A 14,115-nucleotide genomic window follows, 5' to 3' on the forward strand; every position below is an offset into this window, starting at 1 on the left:
CGTATCATTTCCGAGGCAATCTCGCAGATAATAGGAGGAAACCAAATGACAAACCGTCGACTGTTTACATCAGAGAGTGTAACAGAAGGACATCCAGATAAAATTTGTGATCAAATTTCGGATGCCATTTTAGATGAAATCGTTTCAAAAGACCCGAATGCACGTGTTGCGTGTGAAACTACAGTAACAACTGGTCTTGTATTAGTAGCAGGAGAGATTACAACATCAACTTATGTTGATATTCCTAAAATCGTTCGTGAAACGGTAATGGAAATCGGCTATACGCGTGGTAAATATGGCTTTGATGGTGAAAACGTTGCTGTTTTAACAGCAATCGGTGAGCAGTCAGCTGATATCGCATTGGGAGTTGACCAAGCTCTTGAAGCACGTGAAGGTTCAATGACTGATGAAGACATTGAAGCAATTGGTGCAGGTGACCAAGGTTTAATGTTTGGATTCGCTTGTAATGAAACACCTGAGTTAATGCCTTTACCTATTAGCTTGGCACATAAATTAGCTCGTCGATTATCAGAAGTTCGTAAAACACAAGAGTTGGCTTATTTACGTCCGGATGGTAAAACTCAAGTGACAATTGAATATGATGAAAATAATCATCCTGTTCGCGTTGACACAATCGTTATTTCAACTCAACATGATCCAGAAGTGACATTAGAGCAAATTAAAGAAGATTTACAAACGCACGTAATTGCTCCGGTTGTTCCTACTGAATTACTTGATGAGAACACAAAATACTTTATCAACCCAACTGGTCGCTTTGTAATTGGTGGACCAAAAGGTGATGCAGGGTTAACAGGACGCAAAATTATCGTAGATACTTACGGTGGATACGCTCGTCATGGTGGCGGTGCATTCTCTGGTAAGGATGCAACTAAGGTTGACCGTTCTGCAGCTTATGCAGCACGTTATGTTGCAAAAAATATTGTAGCAGCTGAACTTGCTGAGCGTTGTGAAGTACAACTTGCTTATGCGATTGGTGTTGCACAACCAGTTTCAATTGCAATCGATACTTTCGGTACTGGTAAAGTGAAAGAAGTAGATTTAGTTGAGTGGGTTCGTGAATTATTTGATTTACGCCCAGCAGGCATTATTAAAATGCTTGATTTACGACGTCCTATCTACAAACAAACAGCTGCTTATGGTCATTTCGGCCGTACAGATTTGAATGTTCCGTGGGAAGCTACAGATAAAGCTGCCGTTTTAAAAGATAAAGCCGGACTGTAATTCATTCTGGAAAATCCCAATAATACTAAATATCCCGAGTTACATATTGATTATTTTAGTAATCAAATGTAGCTTGGGATATTTTTTGTTTTTATATAGAAGAAACTCACAATAAGAAATTAAAAAACCTGAGAAATCGTATGAAAAAAGATACTCAGGCTTCTAGATTTAGCTATTTTTGTAGTGATTTATAATATTGTCCTTTTTCATAATACTCATTCACAATGCGATCCATATCTTTTTTATCTTCTTCAGTTAACTCGCGAATAACCTTTGCAGGGCGTCCAAATGCTAATGTGTTTGGAGGAATTTTCTTACCTTGTGAAACGAGACTGCCAGCACCAATAAATGCACCTTCACCAATTTCAGCACCATCTAGGATAATTGAAGCCATCCCAACAAGAGCGCCTTTTTTTACAGTACAGCTATGTAATGTTACTTGATGCCCAATTGTCACATCGTCTTCTAAGATAAGTGGATATGCAGGACTTTGATGTAAACAACATAAATCTTGGACATTTACTTTGCGCCCTATAATCGTAGGAGAAACATCTCCACGGATAACCGTATTATAAAAAATAGAAGAATCAGGTCCTATAGTAACATCGCCAGTGATAATAACGTTATCGCCGACAAAAACGGATGGGTCAATAGATGGTTTTTTGTCTCTGAATGGATAAATCATCGAAAAACGCCTCATTTCAAGTTATTATGTATTATTATCGTAACAAAAGGAAGCAATGAATGGAACAGTAATAGCCAGAATACGTTAAAATATATACATAGGAATTTATGAGGTGAGATAGTAATGTGGAAATGGGAAACTGACGGCCAAGCAAGAGCTGTCGCTGTAATTATACACAGTGCATACGAACATCATCGTCGATATGCATGGCTAATTGAAAACTTAAGAACATCTGGTATCCATGTTATTTCAGGAGATTTACCTGGACATGGCGAGGATAGTAGACATAAAAGTATGCATAGTGAAGAGTTTAAAAGTTACGAAACATTTGTTAAACAACTAATGCAAGCGGCTTTAACGTATAACTTACCTGTATTTGTAGTAGGACATGGTTTAGGCGCTATTTTAGGAATCCATGTTGTTGAAAAATTCAAGTATGAATGTACAGGGATTATATTAACATCACCATGGATGCATTTAAAACACCAACCATCAAAATTATCAAATGCATTAACAGGTTTAAGTAAACTAACTGGCAATCTAAAAATCAATCATGAAATTAATATAAAGCACTTAACAAGAAGTTATGAATTTTATAAAGAGGAAAAAGACGATATTTATTATAATGATGTTATTACTGTCAATTGGTATCGCGAACTTCATGGTTTCATGAAGGGAATATCACAACAAACAGTATTCCCGAATATTCCTATTTTATTAATGAATGGTGGCAACGATAAAATAGCGGATGTGACATATAGCAAAAAATGGCTTTCGCAACAAAGTCTATCAGAATATCAATATAAAGAATGGAAAGCCTGTTATCATGATTTATACCAAGAACCTGAACGTGAGGATATTTATGCATATATGGAAAGTTTTATCTTTAATGCATTAAAATCAGTTGGTTACATCATATAAAGTTTGACGGAATTTTACGGAATTCCGTCTTTTTTTTATTGTAACCGATTTCAATTGTCTTATAACACATTAGGGATATTTCAAATTTGATGGTTTTGATATATAATACATAACAATTGCTATTTCGATAGAATAAATTTTTCCTTTATTAGAAACTGGCAATATATTTATTCGAAGAATAATTTATTATGATCAATGGGGGACAATAAATGGAAGCCATTATTACCCGTGTTTATGGAATTTTGTGGGGACCGTGGATGATTTACGGTATTCTGATAGTTGGATTATTATTTACTATATTAACAAAAGGTGTACAAGTTCGTTTATTGAAAGATATGTTTAAACAAATCTTCAGTGGAAAAGAATCTGAAGCAGGAGTGTCCTCTTTCCAAGCACTGTCTATGGCGTTATCTGGTCGTGTTGGGACAGGGAATATCGCGGGTACTGCAACAGCAATAGCTTTTGGTGGACCGGGTGCGATTTTCTGGATGTGGGTAATTGCCTTCATCGGATCTGCAACAGCTTATGTAGAATCAACATTAGCACAAATATATAAAGAGAAAAGAAATGGTGTTTACCGAGGTGGACCTGCATTTTACATTGAGAAAAGTACAGGGAAACGTTGGTTAGGAATGATTTTTGCTGTAGCAGCAGTTGTGGCAATGTCGTTTCTACAACCAACTGTGCAATCAAATGCCATTGCTGACTCGATGTATACTGCATTTGGCATAAAGCACTGGATTTCAGGTTTAGTCGTATGTGTTATTTTAGGTGCTATTATTTTCGGTGGTGTAAAACGTATAGCCTCAGTAGCTTCTTTTATCGTACCGTTTATGGCGTTAGGATATCTTCTTGTAGCGGCTATTGTCATTGTTGTAAATATTGAAAAAGTACCCGAAGTGCTTTCTTTAATTATTCGAAGTGCTTTTGGTCTCGACTCGACTTTTGGCGGTATGATTGGTGCTGCAATAGCATGGGGAGTAAAACGTGGTGTCTATGCAAGTGAAGCGGGACAAGGTACGGGTCCTCATCCAGCTGCAGCCGCGGAAATATCTCACCCAGTAAAACAAGGTCTAGTTCAAACAGCGTCTGTATACTTAGCAGTATTTTTAGTTTGTACAGCTACAGCATTCATGATCCTATTCTCAGGTATGTACAATGTTCAACTTGATGATGGGAAAGGTGAATATTTAGTTGAAAATGCGCCAGGGATTATCGCGGGGACAGCTTATACTCAAGCTGCGGTGGATAATGCATTCCCCGGTGTTGGAGTAGGCTCTGGCTTTGTAGCCATTGCATTATTCTTCTTTGCTTTTACAACTACAATGGCCTACTACTACATTGCTGAAACGAATGTTGCTTATATGTTTGAAGGGAAGCGACAGAAAGTAGGTATACGCGTAGTACAAATTATTATCATTGCCACGACTTTTTATGGGGCCGTTCGAACATCTGATTTAGCTTGGGTGTTAGGTGACATTGGTCTTGGTCTAATGGTTTGGGTGAACATTATCGCGCTATTGTTCTTGGTGAAACCATCTCTTATTGCATTAAAAGATTACGAAGAGCAGAAAAAACAGGGGATTGATCCTCAATTTGATCCTATCAAATTAGGTATCAAAAATGCTGATTTCTGGGAACAAAGAAATAAGGAAAGAACATAATTGTTCATCTAACATTTGAGTGATTTTTATGTTTAATGAAGATTATCATTAAATAATATCTATTATAGGAGCGTCTCTTAGTCTGAAAACGACTAAGGGGCGCTTCTTTTGTTGGGAAATGTTGTATTAGCTAAAGATACGATATATGTAATAATCATCACATTATGCTTTATTGAAAAATATAGATTTTATGATTAAAAGGAAAAGCTCTTTACTTAAATAATAATACAGATAATTCGGATTTTTCTGATACATAACACATATAATGGTTTACGGTTTATGAAATTTAGCTGTATAACAGAACGTGACAAATGTCTTCCACTAGTGTTATTTGGGGGAATTTCATATTCCATTCAACTAATAGAGGGACAAACAGCATTGCTAAAAAATAAAACAAAGGAGGAGAATGTATGGAGAGTTTAGTTTCGTTTCTAAATGACTTTTTATGGGGACCATGGATGATTTACGGCATACTCGCTGTAGGTTTATTTTTCTCAATCATTACACGTTTTTTACAAGTTAGATTGATAAAAGATATGTGTGTTCTTATGTTCAAAGGTGAAAAATCGGAAAAAGGTATATCCTCATTCCAAGCTATGTCGATTGCGTTATCAGGTAGAGTAGGTACAGGTAATATTGCAGGTACAGCTACAGCTATCGCATTTGGTGGTCCAGGTGCAGTATTCTGGATGTGGGCTATTGCTTTTATTGGAGCTGCGACAGCTTACGTTGAATCGACACTCGCTCAAATTTATAAAGAAGAAAAAGATGATCAATATCGTGGAGGCCCAGCTTTCTATATTGAAAAAGGCTTAGGTAAAAAAAGTTTTGGTGTAATTTTCGCGATTAGTGCATTAATAGCAATGGCGATTTTAATGCCAGGTGTACAAACTAATGCAATTGCAGGTGCAATGGAAAGTGCTTTTGGTATTAAAATGTGGGTTTCAGGACTTATTATCGTTGTTTTATTAGCAATTATTATTATTGGTGGTATTAAATCAATTGCAAAAGTAGCGCAATATGTCGTTCCTTTTATGGCGATTGCTTATATCTTAATGGCAATCGTGATTATTTTTATGAATATTTCTGAAGTACCGGCAGTGTTTAAGCTAATCTTTGCGAATGCCTTTGCTTTGGATTCTACCTTTGGTGGTATTATTGGGGCAGCGATTGCCTGGGGGGTAAAACGTGGTATTTACTCAAATGAAGCGGGCCAAGGTACAGGAGCCCATCCTGCAGCAGCAGCAGAAGTATCTCACCCAGCTAAACAAGGTATTGTGCAAGCGGCTTCTGTCTACATTGATACGTTACTAGTATGTTCAGCAACAGCATTTATGATTTTATTTACAGGAACCTTTAATGTTTATGATGAAGCGAATGCAACATTCCTTCATCAAGGTGACTTCGGTAAAGGGATCGTGGCATCTACTATTGAGGCTGGGGCGTCGTATACACAATACGCAGTGGACTCTGCTTTACCGGGCTTCGGTTCAGGATTTGTAGCCATTGCGTTATTCTTCTTTGCTTTTACAACCGTTATGGCATATTACTATATCGCGGAAACCAATATATCCTATCTATTTAAAGGAAAGACCGAGAAGATATGGATTTGGATAATGAAATTTGTATTTTTAGCTGCAGTGTTCTATGGTACCGTGAAAACGTCTACAATAGCATGGGCTCTAGGTGATGTAGGGTTAGGATTAATGGTTTGGGTAAACGTCATAGGGATTCTATTCGTTATGAAGCCGGCTCTACTTGCATTAAAAGACTATGAAGCTCAGAAAAAACAAGGAAAAGATCCTGTGTTTAATCCAGAACCATTAGGCATAAAGAATGCAGACTTCTGGGTTAAATACAATAAAAATAAAAGATCAGAATAACATTTTAAGTGCTAAGGGGATTTCATATACCCTTAGTACTTTTTATTGGTGTTATATTATAAGTTTCGTTACTCTTTAGCTAGGAGGCGATCTTTTGGACATTCGATTAAGTATTTTAGACCAGTCACCCATTTCTGAAGGTTCCAATGCTATGGAGGCGTTGCAACAAACAACGTTTTTAGCGCAGAAAGCAGAAGAATGGGGATATTCAAGATTCTGGGTTTCAGAACATCATGACACAACAACTTTAGCGGGTTCATCGCCTGAAATACTAATAGCTCATATAGCGTCAGTAACAAAAAGTATTCGCATTGGATCAGGTGGTGTCATGCTACCTCATTATTCAGCGTATAAAGTTGCTGAGAATTTTAAGTTATTAGAAGCCTTATACCCAGGGCGCATTGATGCAGGGATGGGCAGAGCGCCAGGTGGTATGCCACGTGCAACCCATGCTTTACATGATGGAAATTTTCGTGATGTCAATCAGTTCCCTACACAGATTGATGATTTACTTATGTATTTGCATGATGCAGTACCAGAAGGTCATCCATTCCAAGGCTTAAAAGCTACGCCAGTAACCAACAATACACCACCTGTTTGGATGCTTGGTTCAAGTGCTAATTCAGCATATCTAGCTGCGGAAAAGGGCCTACCATATATGTTTGCCCAATTTATAAATGGTGATGGTGGTGAATCGTATGCAAAGGCATATAGAGATAGCTTTAGGCCATCTAAATATTTGCAACAGCCAAAACAAGCAGTTGCAGTTTTTGTTGTTTGTGCAGAAAATGAAGAAGATGCTAAGAGAATTGCGTCATCAAAGGAACTATCTATGCTCCGTTTAGCACATGGTAAGCCATCTGCTGGAACGCCGTCTATTGAAACAGCTATGAATTATCCATATACAATCTATGATTTGCAAAGCATTGAAGAGTTCCGTAAAAGATTAATTGTAGGAAATCCTCAACAAGTGAAAGAACAAATTGAAAACTTAGCAGAAGTATACCAAGCAGAAGAAGTAATGCTTGTAACGATTGCTTACAATTTTGAAGACAAATTAAAATCCTTTGAATTAATTGCAAAGGAAATACTATAAAAATAACCACTACATAGCCAATTTAGCTATGTAGAGGTTATTTTTTTAACTAGAAATCTTATCAGATTCATTGGAAGGGTGATTGCTATATTGTGATAGTGCCTCTTCTTCTACCGGAATACGTATAAGCATCATGCCATAATTAAGCAACGTAAAAAGAATAGCCGTGAAATATTCCTGGAAAATAAGAGGTATGATGGCGATTTCGAGTGCAACAATGGCGTAATTTGGATGTGGCATCCATTTATACGGTCCTTGTTTTACAAGTTTGGCTCCAGGTAAAATAATAATTTTCGTATTCCAAAAACGACCAAGTGATTGAATAGCCCAAACACGTGCAAATTGTAGTGTTAAAAAGGCTATTAGTAGATAAGGCCAGAGCGGGCTCAGTGAAGGTTTGAACCATAAATATTCAACGAGTAGGCTACATAAAAAGAGAGTATGCAATATCACGATAAGAGGGTAGTGTCCCTGCCCAGCTTCAATAGCTCCTTTGTCTTTTTGATAGCGCTCATTTGACCGTGCAACCATTAATTCACCCAAGCGCTGTATACAAATTAGGGTAAAGACAATCGTAAATAGCAAGTCATCACTTCCATTCTAAGAGTAATAATTCACCACTAAAGCCAGGACCAAGAGCGGCCATTAAACCGATATCTCCTTTATTAGCATACTCTGTCATTGTTTTTTCTAGTACATATAAAACAGTAGGTGAGGACATATTGCCATGTTCCTGCAAAATATTCTTACATGGTATGAGTAATTGCGAATCTATTCGTAAAGCTATTTCATAAGCCGCCAATACTTTTTTCCCACCTGGATGTGCTACGAAATGATTGAGGTTTGACAGTCCGGTTTTATTAGCTTGCAAAAATTCTTCTACAAAGGGTGCTAGCCAGTTTTCAATAACGCTTGGAATGCTTTTAGCGAAAATGACGTGAAAGCCTGTATTTTCAACAGCCCATCCCATGACATCTTCTGAGTCTGGAAGCCATTTGGAAGCGGTAGCTTGAATAGCGGGTAGTGGTTGGCGAGAAGGCGCCATGACAGCATCGCCACAAACGAGTGCACAAGCGACACCATCTCCAAAAAGGGATGTGCCAATAAGGTTACTTTTAGTAAAATCATTAGCCTGGAAGGTAAGGCTACATAGCTCAACACATAGTACTAAAACTTTTGCTGCAGGATGGGCAATACAGTAGTCATTAGCCCGACTAATTCCTGCAGCACCACCGCCACAACCTAACCCCCAAATAGGAATCCGTACAACATGCTCAGAAAAAGGGAGTTTGTTCATAATTCGAGCATCAATACTTGGCGTAGAAATGCCAGTACTAGAGATAAATACAATCGCATCAATATCCTTCGTATTTACCCCACCAGCTTTTTCTAAACATCGCTCAATAGCAGTAACGCCAAAAGAGACAGCATGCTCAATGTAAAGTCGATTACGTTCAGCGAAATCATGATCTTGTTTATACCAATCAATTGGCATAGTAAGATGGCGATTAAGAATTTCACCATTCTCAAAAACTTTTAGATAGCGCTCGAGTTGAGTTATTTTTTGTGAAAAAAGAGTGCGAACAAAATGCTCAGCTTGAGTTTGTACTAATGTAAATGGAGGATTATATGTACTAACTGCATGGATTTTTGGCATAATGATTCTCCTTATTAATATAGAATGTTATTAGTATCACTATGTGTAATACCTTTTATTCATGTATTTTTTTAAGGAAATGAGGTGAAAAAGGTAAAAAAAGACTTCTATTACCTGAATGAACGGTAATAGAAGTAATAAATTTGTAGCAAGTCTGCTATGATAGGTCCTTCATTTTCTCTAGAGCGATAATAAATGGAGGGTCATTCTTTTGATTAATAAATTCATAGCGTAATACATGGACGTATTTTTGTGGAAGGTCACTAACAAAGGCTAATAATTTGTCTCGCTCATCCTTGCCACCTTCATGACCATGATACACAACGAGAATAATCATACCACCTACATGTAGTAGGTCTAGTAAGTCAGAAACAGCTTCGATTGTAGTACCAGGCTTTGTGACAATTGAGTGCTCACTGCCAGGTAAATAACCGAGATTAAAAATAGCTGCTCTAATAGGCTCTGAAACATATTGTTTTACGTTTTGATGTCCATCTAAAATAACAGTGGCTTGCTTGTCTAATTGGCTTTCAGCAAGGCGTGACTTTGTTGCGTCAACAGCTTGCTGCTGCACATCAAAAGCATAGACATGACCTGTATCACCTACAAGCTCTGCTAAAAAGGCTGTATCATGACCATTACCAGCTGTCGCATCAACAACAGAATCACCAACTACTACTGTATCTGCTAGTAAAGCTTTTGTGTATTGTAGAACGCGTTGAAGCTTCATTTAGTTGTCACTTCCGCATTGTAAAGCTTCCCTTGCCAGCTACCTCGTCTTTCTAGTTCGGCATCAATGCCATTTAAAACTTCCCACTTGTTAACACTCCACATCGGACCGATCATTAAGTCGATAGGTCCGTCACCAGTAATTCGGTGCACGATCATTTCAGGGGGAATGATTTCTAGTTGGTCAGCTACCAGCTTAATATATTCATCCTTATCCAGAAATTCAAGGATGCCTTTTTCGTATTGTTTAACCATAGGTGTACCTTTTAATAAATGAAGTAGATGAATTTTAATCCCTTGTACATCAAGATTAGCTACAGCTCGTGCAGTCTCCATCATCATTTCATTTGTTTCTAGAGGTAACCCGTTAATGATATGACTACATACTCGAATATTATGCTTGCGTAATTTTTCGACGCCTTCAACGTAAGTCGCAAAATCATGTGCACGGTTAATCATTGTCGCTGTTTTTTCATGGACAGTTTGTAAACCTAGTTCCACCCATAAATAAGTTCTTTCGTTAAGTTCAGCTAAATATTCAACGACATCATCAGGTAAGCAATCAGGTCGGGTAGCAATACTAATCCCCATAACACCTTCTTGAGCTAAGGCTGCCTCAAATTTCTCTTTTAAGATTGGTAATGGAGCATGTGTATTTGTATACGCTTGGAAATAAGCCATCGTTTTGCCGTTTTTCCATTTTTGCTCCATCTTATGTTTGATCTTTTCGAATTGAACTGGAATTGGGTCAACGCGATCACCAGCGAAGTCACCCGAGCCAGCTGCACTACAAAATGTACATCCACCAAATGCTACAGTACCATCACGGTTTGGGCAGTCAAAACCTGCATCCAAAGCTACTTTATATACTTTGTGACCAAACTCGTCACGTAAATATCGATTCCATGTATAATAACGCTTCCCATCAGAAGGGAACGGAAATAAATTTTCAGTCATGCATTTTCACTCCTCTAACGAACTATTTTAACATGGGAATGGCCTATTCATCGAATCATTTTGTTTCAAGTGAAAAAAATTAATAGAAAAATGGTTATTGGGGTTGTTGAAATAGTGGAAATGAAATAAGATTATTTAGTTACACGAAACAATGGAGGTATGGGGATGCCGAAAAGTGTCTGGTTATTAATTATTGGGATGCTTGTAAATGTTACAGGTAGTTCGTTTTTATGGCCGTTAAATACAATTTATATGCATGATCACCTAGGGCAATCTCTATCTGTGGCAGGGCTTGTGTTAATGGCAAATAGCGCTGCAGGTGTTGTTGGTAATTTACTAGGTGGTTATTTATTTGACCGATATGGCGGTTATAAGGCAATCATGTTCGGCATAATTGTGACGATTTTAGGTCTAATCTGCTTAACAATTTGGCATGGTTGGCCACATTATGTGTGGTTTTTAACACTTATTGGTTTTAGCGGTGGAGTAGTATTCCCAAGTATGTTCGCAATGGTAGGTACTGCTTGGCCTGAAGGCGGTCGACGTGGATTTAATGCGATTTACTTAGCTCAAAACTTAGGAGTAGCGATTGGGCCAGCTCTTGCAGGAGTCGTCGCATCGTATAGTTTTGACTATTTATTTAGTGCCAATTTATTGATGTATATTGTATTTTTCTTTATTGCATTTTATGGATTTCGTTCAATGGGTGAACAATCAATGGGGCCAACATCTGTTGTCAGTGAAAGTAAACGCGTGAAGGATAAATCCTCTTTTATAGCACTATTAATATTGTCATCAGGTTTCCTATTCAGTTGGATTGCCTATTCACAATGGACGACAACAATTTCATCCTATACACAAGATTTAGGTATTTCATTGAAGCAATATAGTTTGCTTTGGACTGTAAATGGTTTACTGATTGTAATTGGGCAACCTTTGATTAATCCGATTGTAAAGAAATTGGAACATCTCATGAAAGCGCAGCTAGTGTTAGGGATTGCCATTTACATCGTATCCTTTATTGTAGTGAGCTTTGCAGAATCATTCCAAATGTTCATGGTCGCGATTATCATTTTAACTTTTGGTGAAATGTTCGTATGGCCAGCAATTCCTACAATTGCTAGCGCATTAGCGCCAAAAGGACGGGATGGATTTTATCAAGGGATTGTAAACAGTGCAGCGATGATAGGTCGTATGGTCGGCCCCTTCATAGGGGGAGTATTGGCTGATCAACTAGGAATGCATATCATGTTTATCGTTTTAACGATTTTCCTTGCGATTGCAATAATACCTTACATCATGTATGACCGACCGTTGCAAGATAAAAAAGGGGCTGTCTAATAAGTCCCTAAAATAAAAGTTCCAAAGAAAAACGTACTGTTTTTCTTTGGAACTTTTTTCGTTTTTCTCTGTTTTACTGAAAATAGCTGGAGGATTCCAGCTATTTTCAGTAAATTGTGGGCCATTGCCACAATGCCGTACTCCGTTCTCACTTTTTCTAAACCTCGAAGTGAGAATCGACGAAACGACCTATTGCCCTTGATATGACCAAATACACTCTCTACCTCGATTTTCCGTCGAGCGTAAATTTGTGCGTTTGGTTCTGACCAAAGGCTAGTTTGTGCTTTTGCTTTGAGTTCTTCATAAACGGTATTGTAGTGAATCTGTCGATTCCCTTTAGATTTTGAACATTGTGCTTTCAATGGGCAATCTGTACAATCTTCACATTCATATATTTTGAAGTCTCGTGAAAAACCATATTTATCTGTACGTGTAGAATAACGTTTAAAAAGTACTTTTCGATTGTTAGGGCATATGTATGTATCATCTTGTTCGTTGTAAACCCAGTTACTTGCATGACGAATGTCTTTTTTATAACTTCGTTTTTGTTCACTTAAAAATGTGCCATAAGGAATCAATGCCTGAAATTCTTGGTCCATTGAATAGAGATAATTGCTTTCACTTCCATAACCGGCATCTGCTATGACGTTTTTTGGGAACGGAACGGATGATTTTTTCAATTCTTCCAAATGTGGAATAAAGCATCGTGTATCAGTTGGACGTTGATGCAGAGTATAAAAAAGAATGAATTGATTTTCTGTTGCCATTTGTATATTGTAACCCGGTTTTAATTGTCCATTTTGCATGTGATCTTCTTTCATCCGCATGAATGTGGCGTCGGTATCCGTTTTAGAATAGCTATTGCGCTCACCGAATAACTGTTGTTGGTATTCATACTTTTCAAGGCGTGGACGAAAATCTTCACGAATTTGCTTTTTGAGTTTCTTGGATTCGCTTAACTTTCTACGTTTTTCCTTTCGGGCTTCTGGTTCTGTTTCATCTTGGAATTCTTTGGTTTGCTTGCTGATTTGGCGTGTAAGAATCTCTTCTGCTTGTTCTAGCTTCTCTTTTGGCGTAATAGAGGACTGGTTGTCCTCACTCACGATAGAGCATTCATCCCCTTTTACGACAGATTGAATAAATTGATAAGTCTCATCAATTTTCTCTTTCAGTTTTTCTTCAAAACGAGTTGTTGCTTTTTTCCATACAAAAGAATACTTATTAGCGTTAGCTTCAATCTTTGTGCCATCTAAAAAGTAGTTTTCCATTGTTATATACTTTTGTTCGATAAGTTGATGAATCATTTTTTCAAATAATAGTTGAATTCGTTCAACCATAAACGATGTTCTGAAACGGTTAATTGTACGATAATCTGGTTTTTGCATCGCAGCTAGCCACATTGCTGGGAGATTTTCATTCAGTAATTTGGCGATTTCTCGGCAAGAATATACTTTTTGCGAATACGCATAGAGAAGGACTTTTACCATCATTTTAGGATGATATGCACTGCGACCACCACCTTTGTATGGTTCGAAGAAGTATTCATCGTCTATTCCTTCGATCATTTCATCCACTACTCGCGCAATATGATTAATTGGAATAAGGTCTTGAAGATCGAAGAGGCATATACTTTGTTGGTTATTATATGGAATGAATGTAGGGTTTTCATTTTGATTTCTAGAAACGAGAGTTTCTTCTCCAATTTCTAGTGGAAGCGTTGTTTGAGTCATGTTATAATTTTCGTTAGTAGTCTTTGGATTGCTCATAAAAAATCGCCCTTTCCGTAATTGTTTGTTTTGTCACTTACATTTTACAAGAAAAGGCGATTTTTTTGTATTTAAATTTAAAGAAATAGGGCTGCACTCAAAAGTCGGTTTTCACCGACTTTTGGGACAGCCCCTTTTTGTTTGTATAAAATACTAAATAAATACATATATTTG

Annotated in this window: 12 protein-coding genes; 6 read left to right on the forward strand and 6 right to left on the reverse strand. The window is 37.5% G+C overall.

The window, feature by feature from the left end; translation table 11 throughout:
- Window positions 1–45: 45 nt before the first annotated feature.
- Window positions 46–1,242 carry a methionine adenosyltransferase gene (gene metK / locus ACZLO7_RS05585; RefSeq protein WP_464940850.1) on the forward strand — a complete coding sequence of 399 codons (1,197 nt, stop codon included), beginning with the start codon at window positions 46–48 and terminating at the stop codon, window positions 1,240–1,242.
- A 172-nt stretch (window positions 1,243–1,414) separates the two neighbouring features.
- Here metK and ACZLO7_RS05590 read toward each other — a convergent pair whose 3' ends face one another.
- Window positions 1,415–1,927, reverse strand: a complete 513-nt coding sequence (locus ACZLO7_RS05590) for a gamma carbonic anhydrase (RefSeq protein WP_464940849.1) — start codon at window positions 1,925–1,927, stop codon at window positions 1,415–1,417.
- A gap of 123 nt (window positions 1,928–2,050) precedes the next feature.
- Here ACZLO7_RS05590 and ACZLO7_RS05595 point away from each other — a divergent pair, with 123 nt between their 5' ends.
- From ACZLO7_RS05595 to ACZLO7_RS05610, 4 genes are all read left to right on the forward strand, one after another.
- A complete protein-coding gene (locus tag ACZLO7_RS05595) occupies window positions 2,051–2,848 on the forward strand; it encodes an alpha/beta hydrolase (RefSeq protein ID WP_464940848.1) in 798 nt (265 codons plus the stop codon).
- Window positions 2,849–3,057: 209 nt separating this feature from the next.
- The gene (locus tag ACZLO7_RS05600) at window positions 3,058–4,512 is read left to right on the forward strand and encodes an alanine/glycine:cation symporter family protein (protein ID WP_464940847.1); all 1,455 of its coding nucleotides are present in this window, start codon (window positions 3,058–3,060) and stop codon (window positions 4,510–4,512) included.
- Window positions 4,513–4,922: 410 nt separating this feature from the next.
- Window positions 4,923–6,395: an alanine/glycine:cation symporter family protein gene (locus tag ACZLO7_RS05605; protein ID WP_464940846.1), complete on the forward strand. Its 1,473-nt coding sequence runs from the start codon at window positions 4,923–4,925 to the stop codon at window positions 6,393–6,395.
- A gap of 94 nt (window positions 6,396–6,489) precedes the next feature.
- Entirely contained in the window at window positions 6,490–7,491 is a 1,002-nt protein-coding gene (locus tag ACZLO7_RS05610; protein WP_464940845.1) for an LLM class flavin-dependent oxidoreductase, read from the forward strand.
- Between the two features lie 45 nt (window positions 7,492–7,536).
- Here the strand turns inward: ACZLO7_RS05610 and ACZLO7_RS05615 are convergent, their stop codons facing one another.
- From ACZLO7_RS05615 to mnmL, 4 genes are all read right to left on the reverse strand, one after another.
- Window positions 7,537–8,022, reverse strand: a complete 486-nt coding sequence (locus ACZLO7_RS05615) for an isoprenylcysteine carboxyl methyltransferase family protein (RefSeq protein WP_464940844.1) — start codon at window positions 8,020–8,022, stop codon at window positions 7,537–7,539.
- A gap of 58 nt (window positions 8,023–8,080) precedes the next feature.
- Window positions 8,081–9,148, reverse strand: a complete 1,068-nt coding sequence (locus tag ACZLO7_RS05620; RefSeq protein WP_464940843.1) for a type III polyketide synthase — start codon at window positions 9,146–9,148, stop codon at window positions 8,081–8,083.
- A 157-nt stretch (window positions 9,149–9,305) separates the two neighbouring features.
- Window positions 9,306–9,878: a tRNA 5-(aminomethyl)-2-thiouridylate-methyltransferase MnmM gene (gene mnmM / locus ACZLO7_RS05625; RefSeq protein ID WP_464940842.1), complete on the reverse strand. Its 573-nt coding sequence runs from the start codon at window positions 9,876–9,878 to the stop codon at window positions 9,306–9,308.
- A complete protein-coding gene (mnmL, locus tag ACZLO7_RS05630) occupies window positions 9,875–10,834 on the reverse strand; it encodes a tRNA modification radical SAM protein MnmL/YtqA (RefSeq protein WP_464940841.1) in 960 nt (319 codons plus the stop codon). Before mnmL ends, mnmM begins: the two co-directional genes overlap by 4 nt.
- Before the next feature lie 165 nt (window positions 10,835–10,999).
- Between mnmL and ACZLO7_RS05635 the strand changes: the two genes are divergently transcribed.
- Window positions 11,000–12,175 carry an MDR family MFS transporter gene (locus tag ACZLO7_RS05635; protein ID WP_464940840.1) on the forward strand — a complete coding sequence of 392 codons (1,176 nt, stop codon included), beginning with the start codon at window positions 11,000–11,002 and terminating at the stop codon, window positions 12,173–12,175.
- Here ACZLO7_RS05635 and ACZLO7_RS05640 read toward each other — a convergent pair.
- The gene (locus ACZLO7_RS05640; protein WP_511261388.1) at window positions 12,172–13,941 is read right to left on the reverse strand and encodes an IS1182 family transposase; all 1,770 of its coding nucleotides are present in this window, start codon (window positions 13,939–13,941) and stop codon (window positions 12,172–12,174) included. The two genes, ACZLO7_RS05635 and ACZLO7_RS05640, sit on opposite strands and share 4 nt — an antisense overlap.
- Window positions 13,942–14,115: the final 174 nt, after the last annotated feature.

Source organism: Viridibacillus sp. d25.2, assembly GCF_055456015.2.

Bases quoted from the DNA above. Each gene is read 5' to 3' on its own strand.
- ACZLO7_RS05635 (WP_464940840.1), top strand. From the start codon at position 11,000: ATGCCGAAAAGTGTCTGGTTATTAATTATTGGGATGCTTGTAAATGTT.
- ACZLO7_RS05605 (WP_464940846.1), top strand. From the start codon at position 4,923: ATGGAGAGTTTAGTTTCGTTTCTAAATGACTTTTTATGGGGACCATGG.
- ACZLO7_RS05615 (WP_464940844.1), bottom strand. From the start codon at position 8,022: ATGGTTGCACGGTCAAATGAGCGCTATCAAAAAGACAAAGGAGCTATT.
- mnmM (WP_464940842.1), bottom strand. From the start codon at position 9,878: ATGAAGCTTCAACGCGTTCTACAATACACAAAAGCTTTACTAGCAGAT.
- ACZLO7_RS05590 (WP_464940849.1), bottom strand. From the start codon at position 1,927: ATGATTTATCCATTCAGAGACAAAAAACCATCTATTGACCCATCCGTT.
- ACZLO7_RS05620 (WP_464940843.1), bottom strand. From the start codon at position 9,148: ATGCCAAAAATCCATGCAGTTAGTACATATAATCCTCCATTTACATTA.
- mnmL (WP_464940841.1), bottom strand. From the start codon at position 10,834: ATGACTGAAAATTTATTTCCGTTCCCTTCTGATGGGAAGCGTTATTAT.
- ACZLO7_RS05600 (WP_464940847.1), top strand. From the start codon at position 3,058: ATGGAAGCCATTATTACCCGTGTTTATGGAATTTTGTGGGGACCGTGG.
- ACZLO7_RS05640 (WP_511261388.1), bottom strand. From the start codon at position 13,941: ATGAGCAATCCAAAGACTACTAACGAAAATTATAACATGACTCAAACA.
- ACZLO7_RS05595 (WP_464940848.1), top strand. From the start codon at position 2,051: ATGTGGAAATGGGAAACTGACGGCCAAGCAAGAGCTGTCGCTGTAATT.
- metK (WP_464940850.1), top strand. From the start codon at position 46: ATGACAAACCGTCGACTGTTTACATCAGAGAGTGTAACAGAAGGACAT.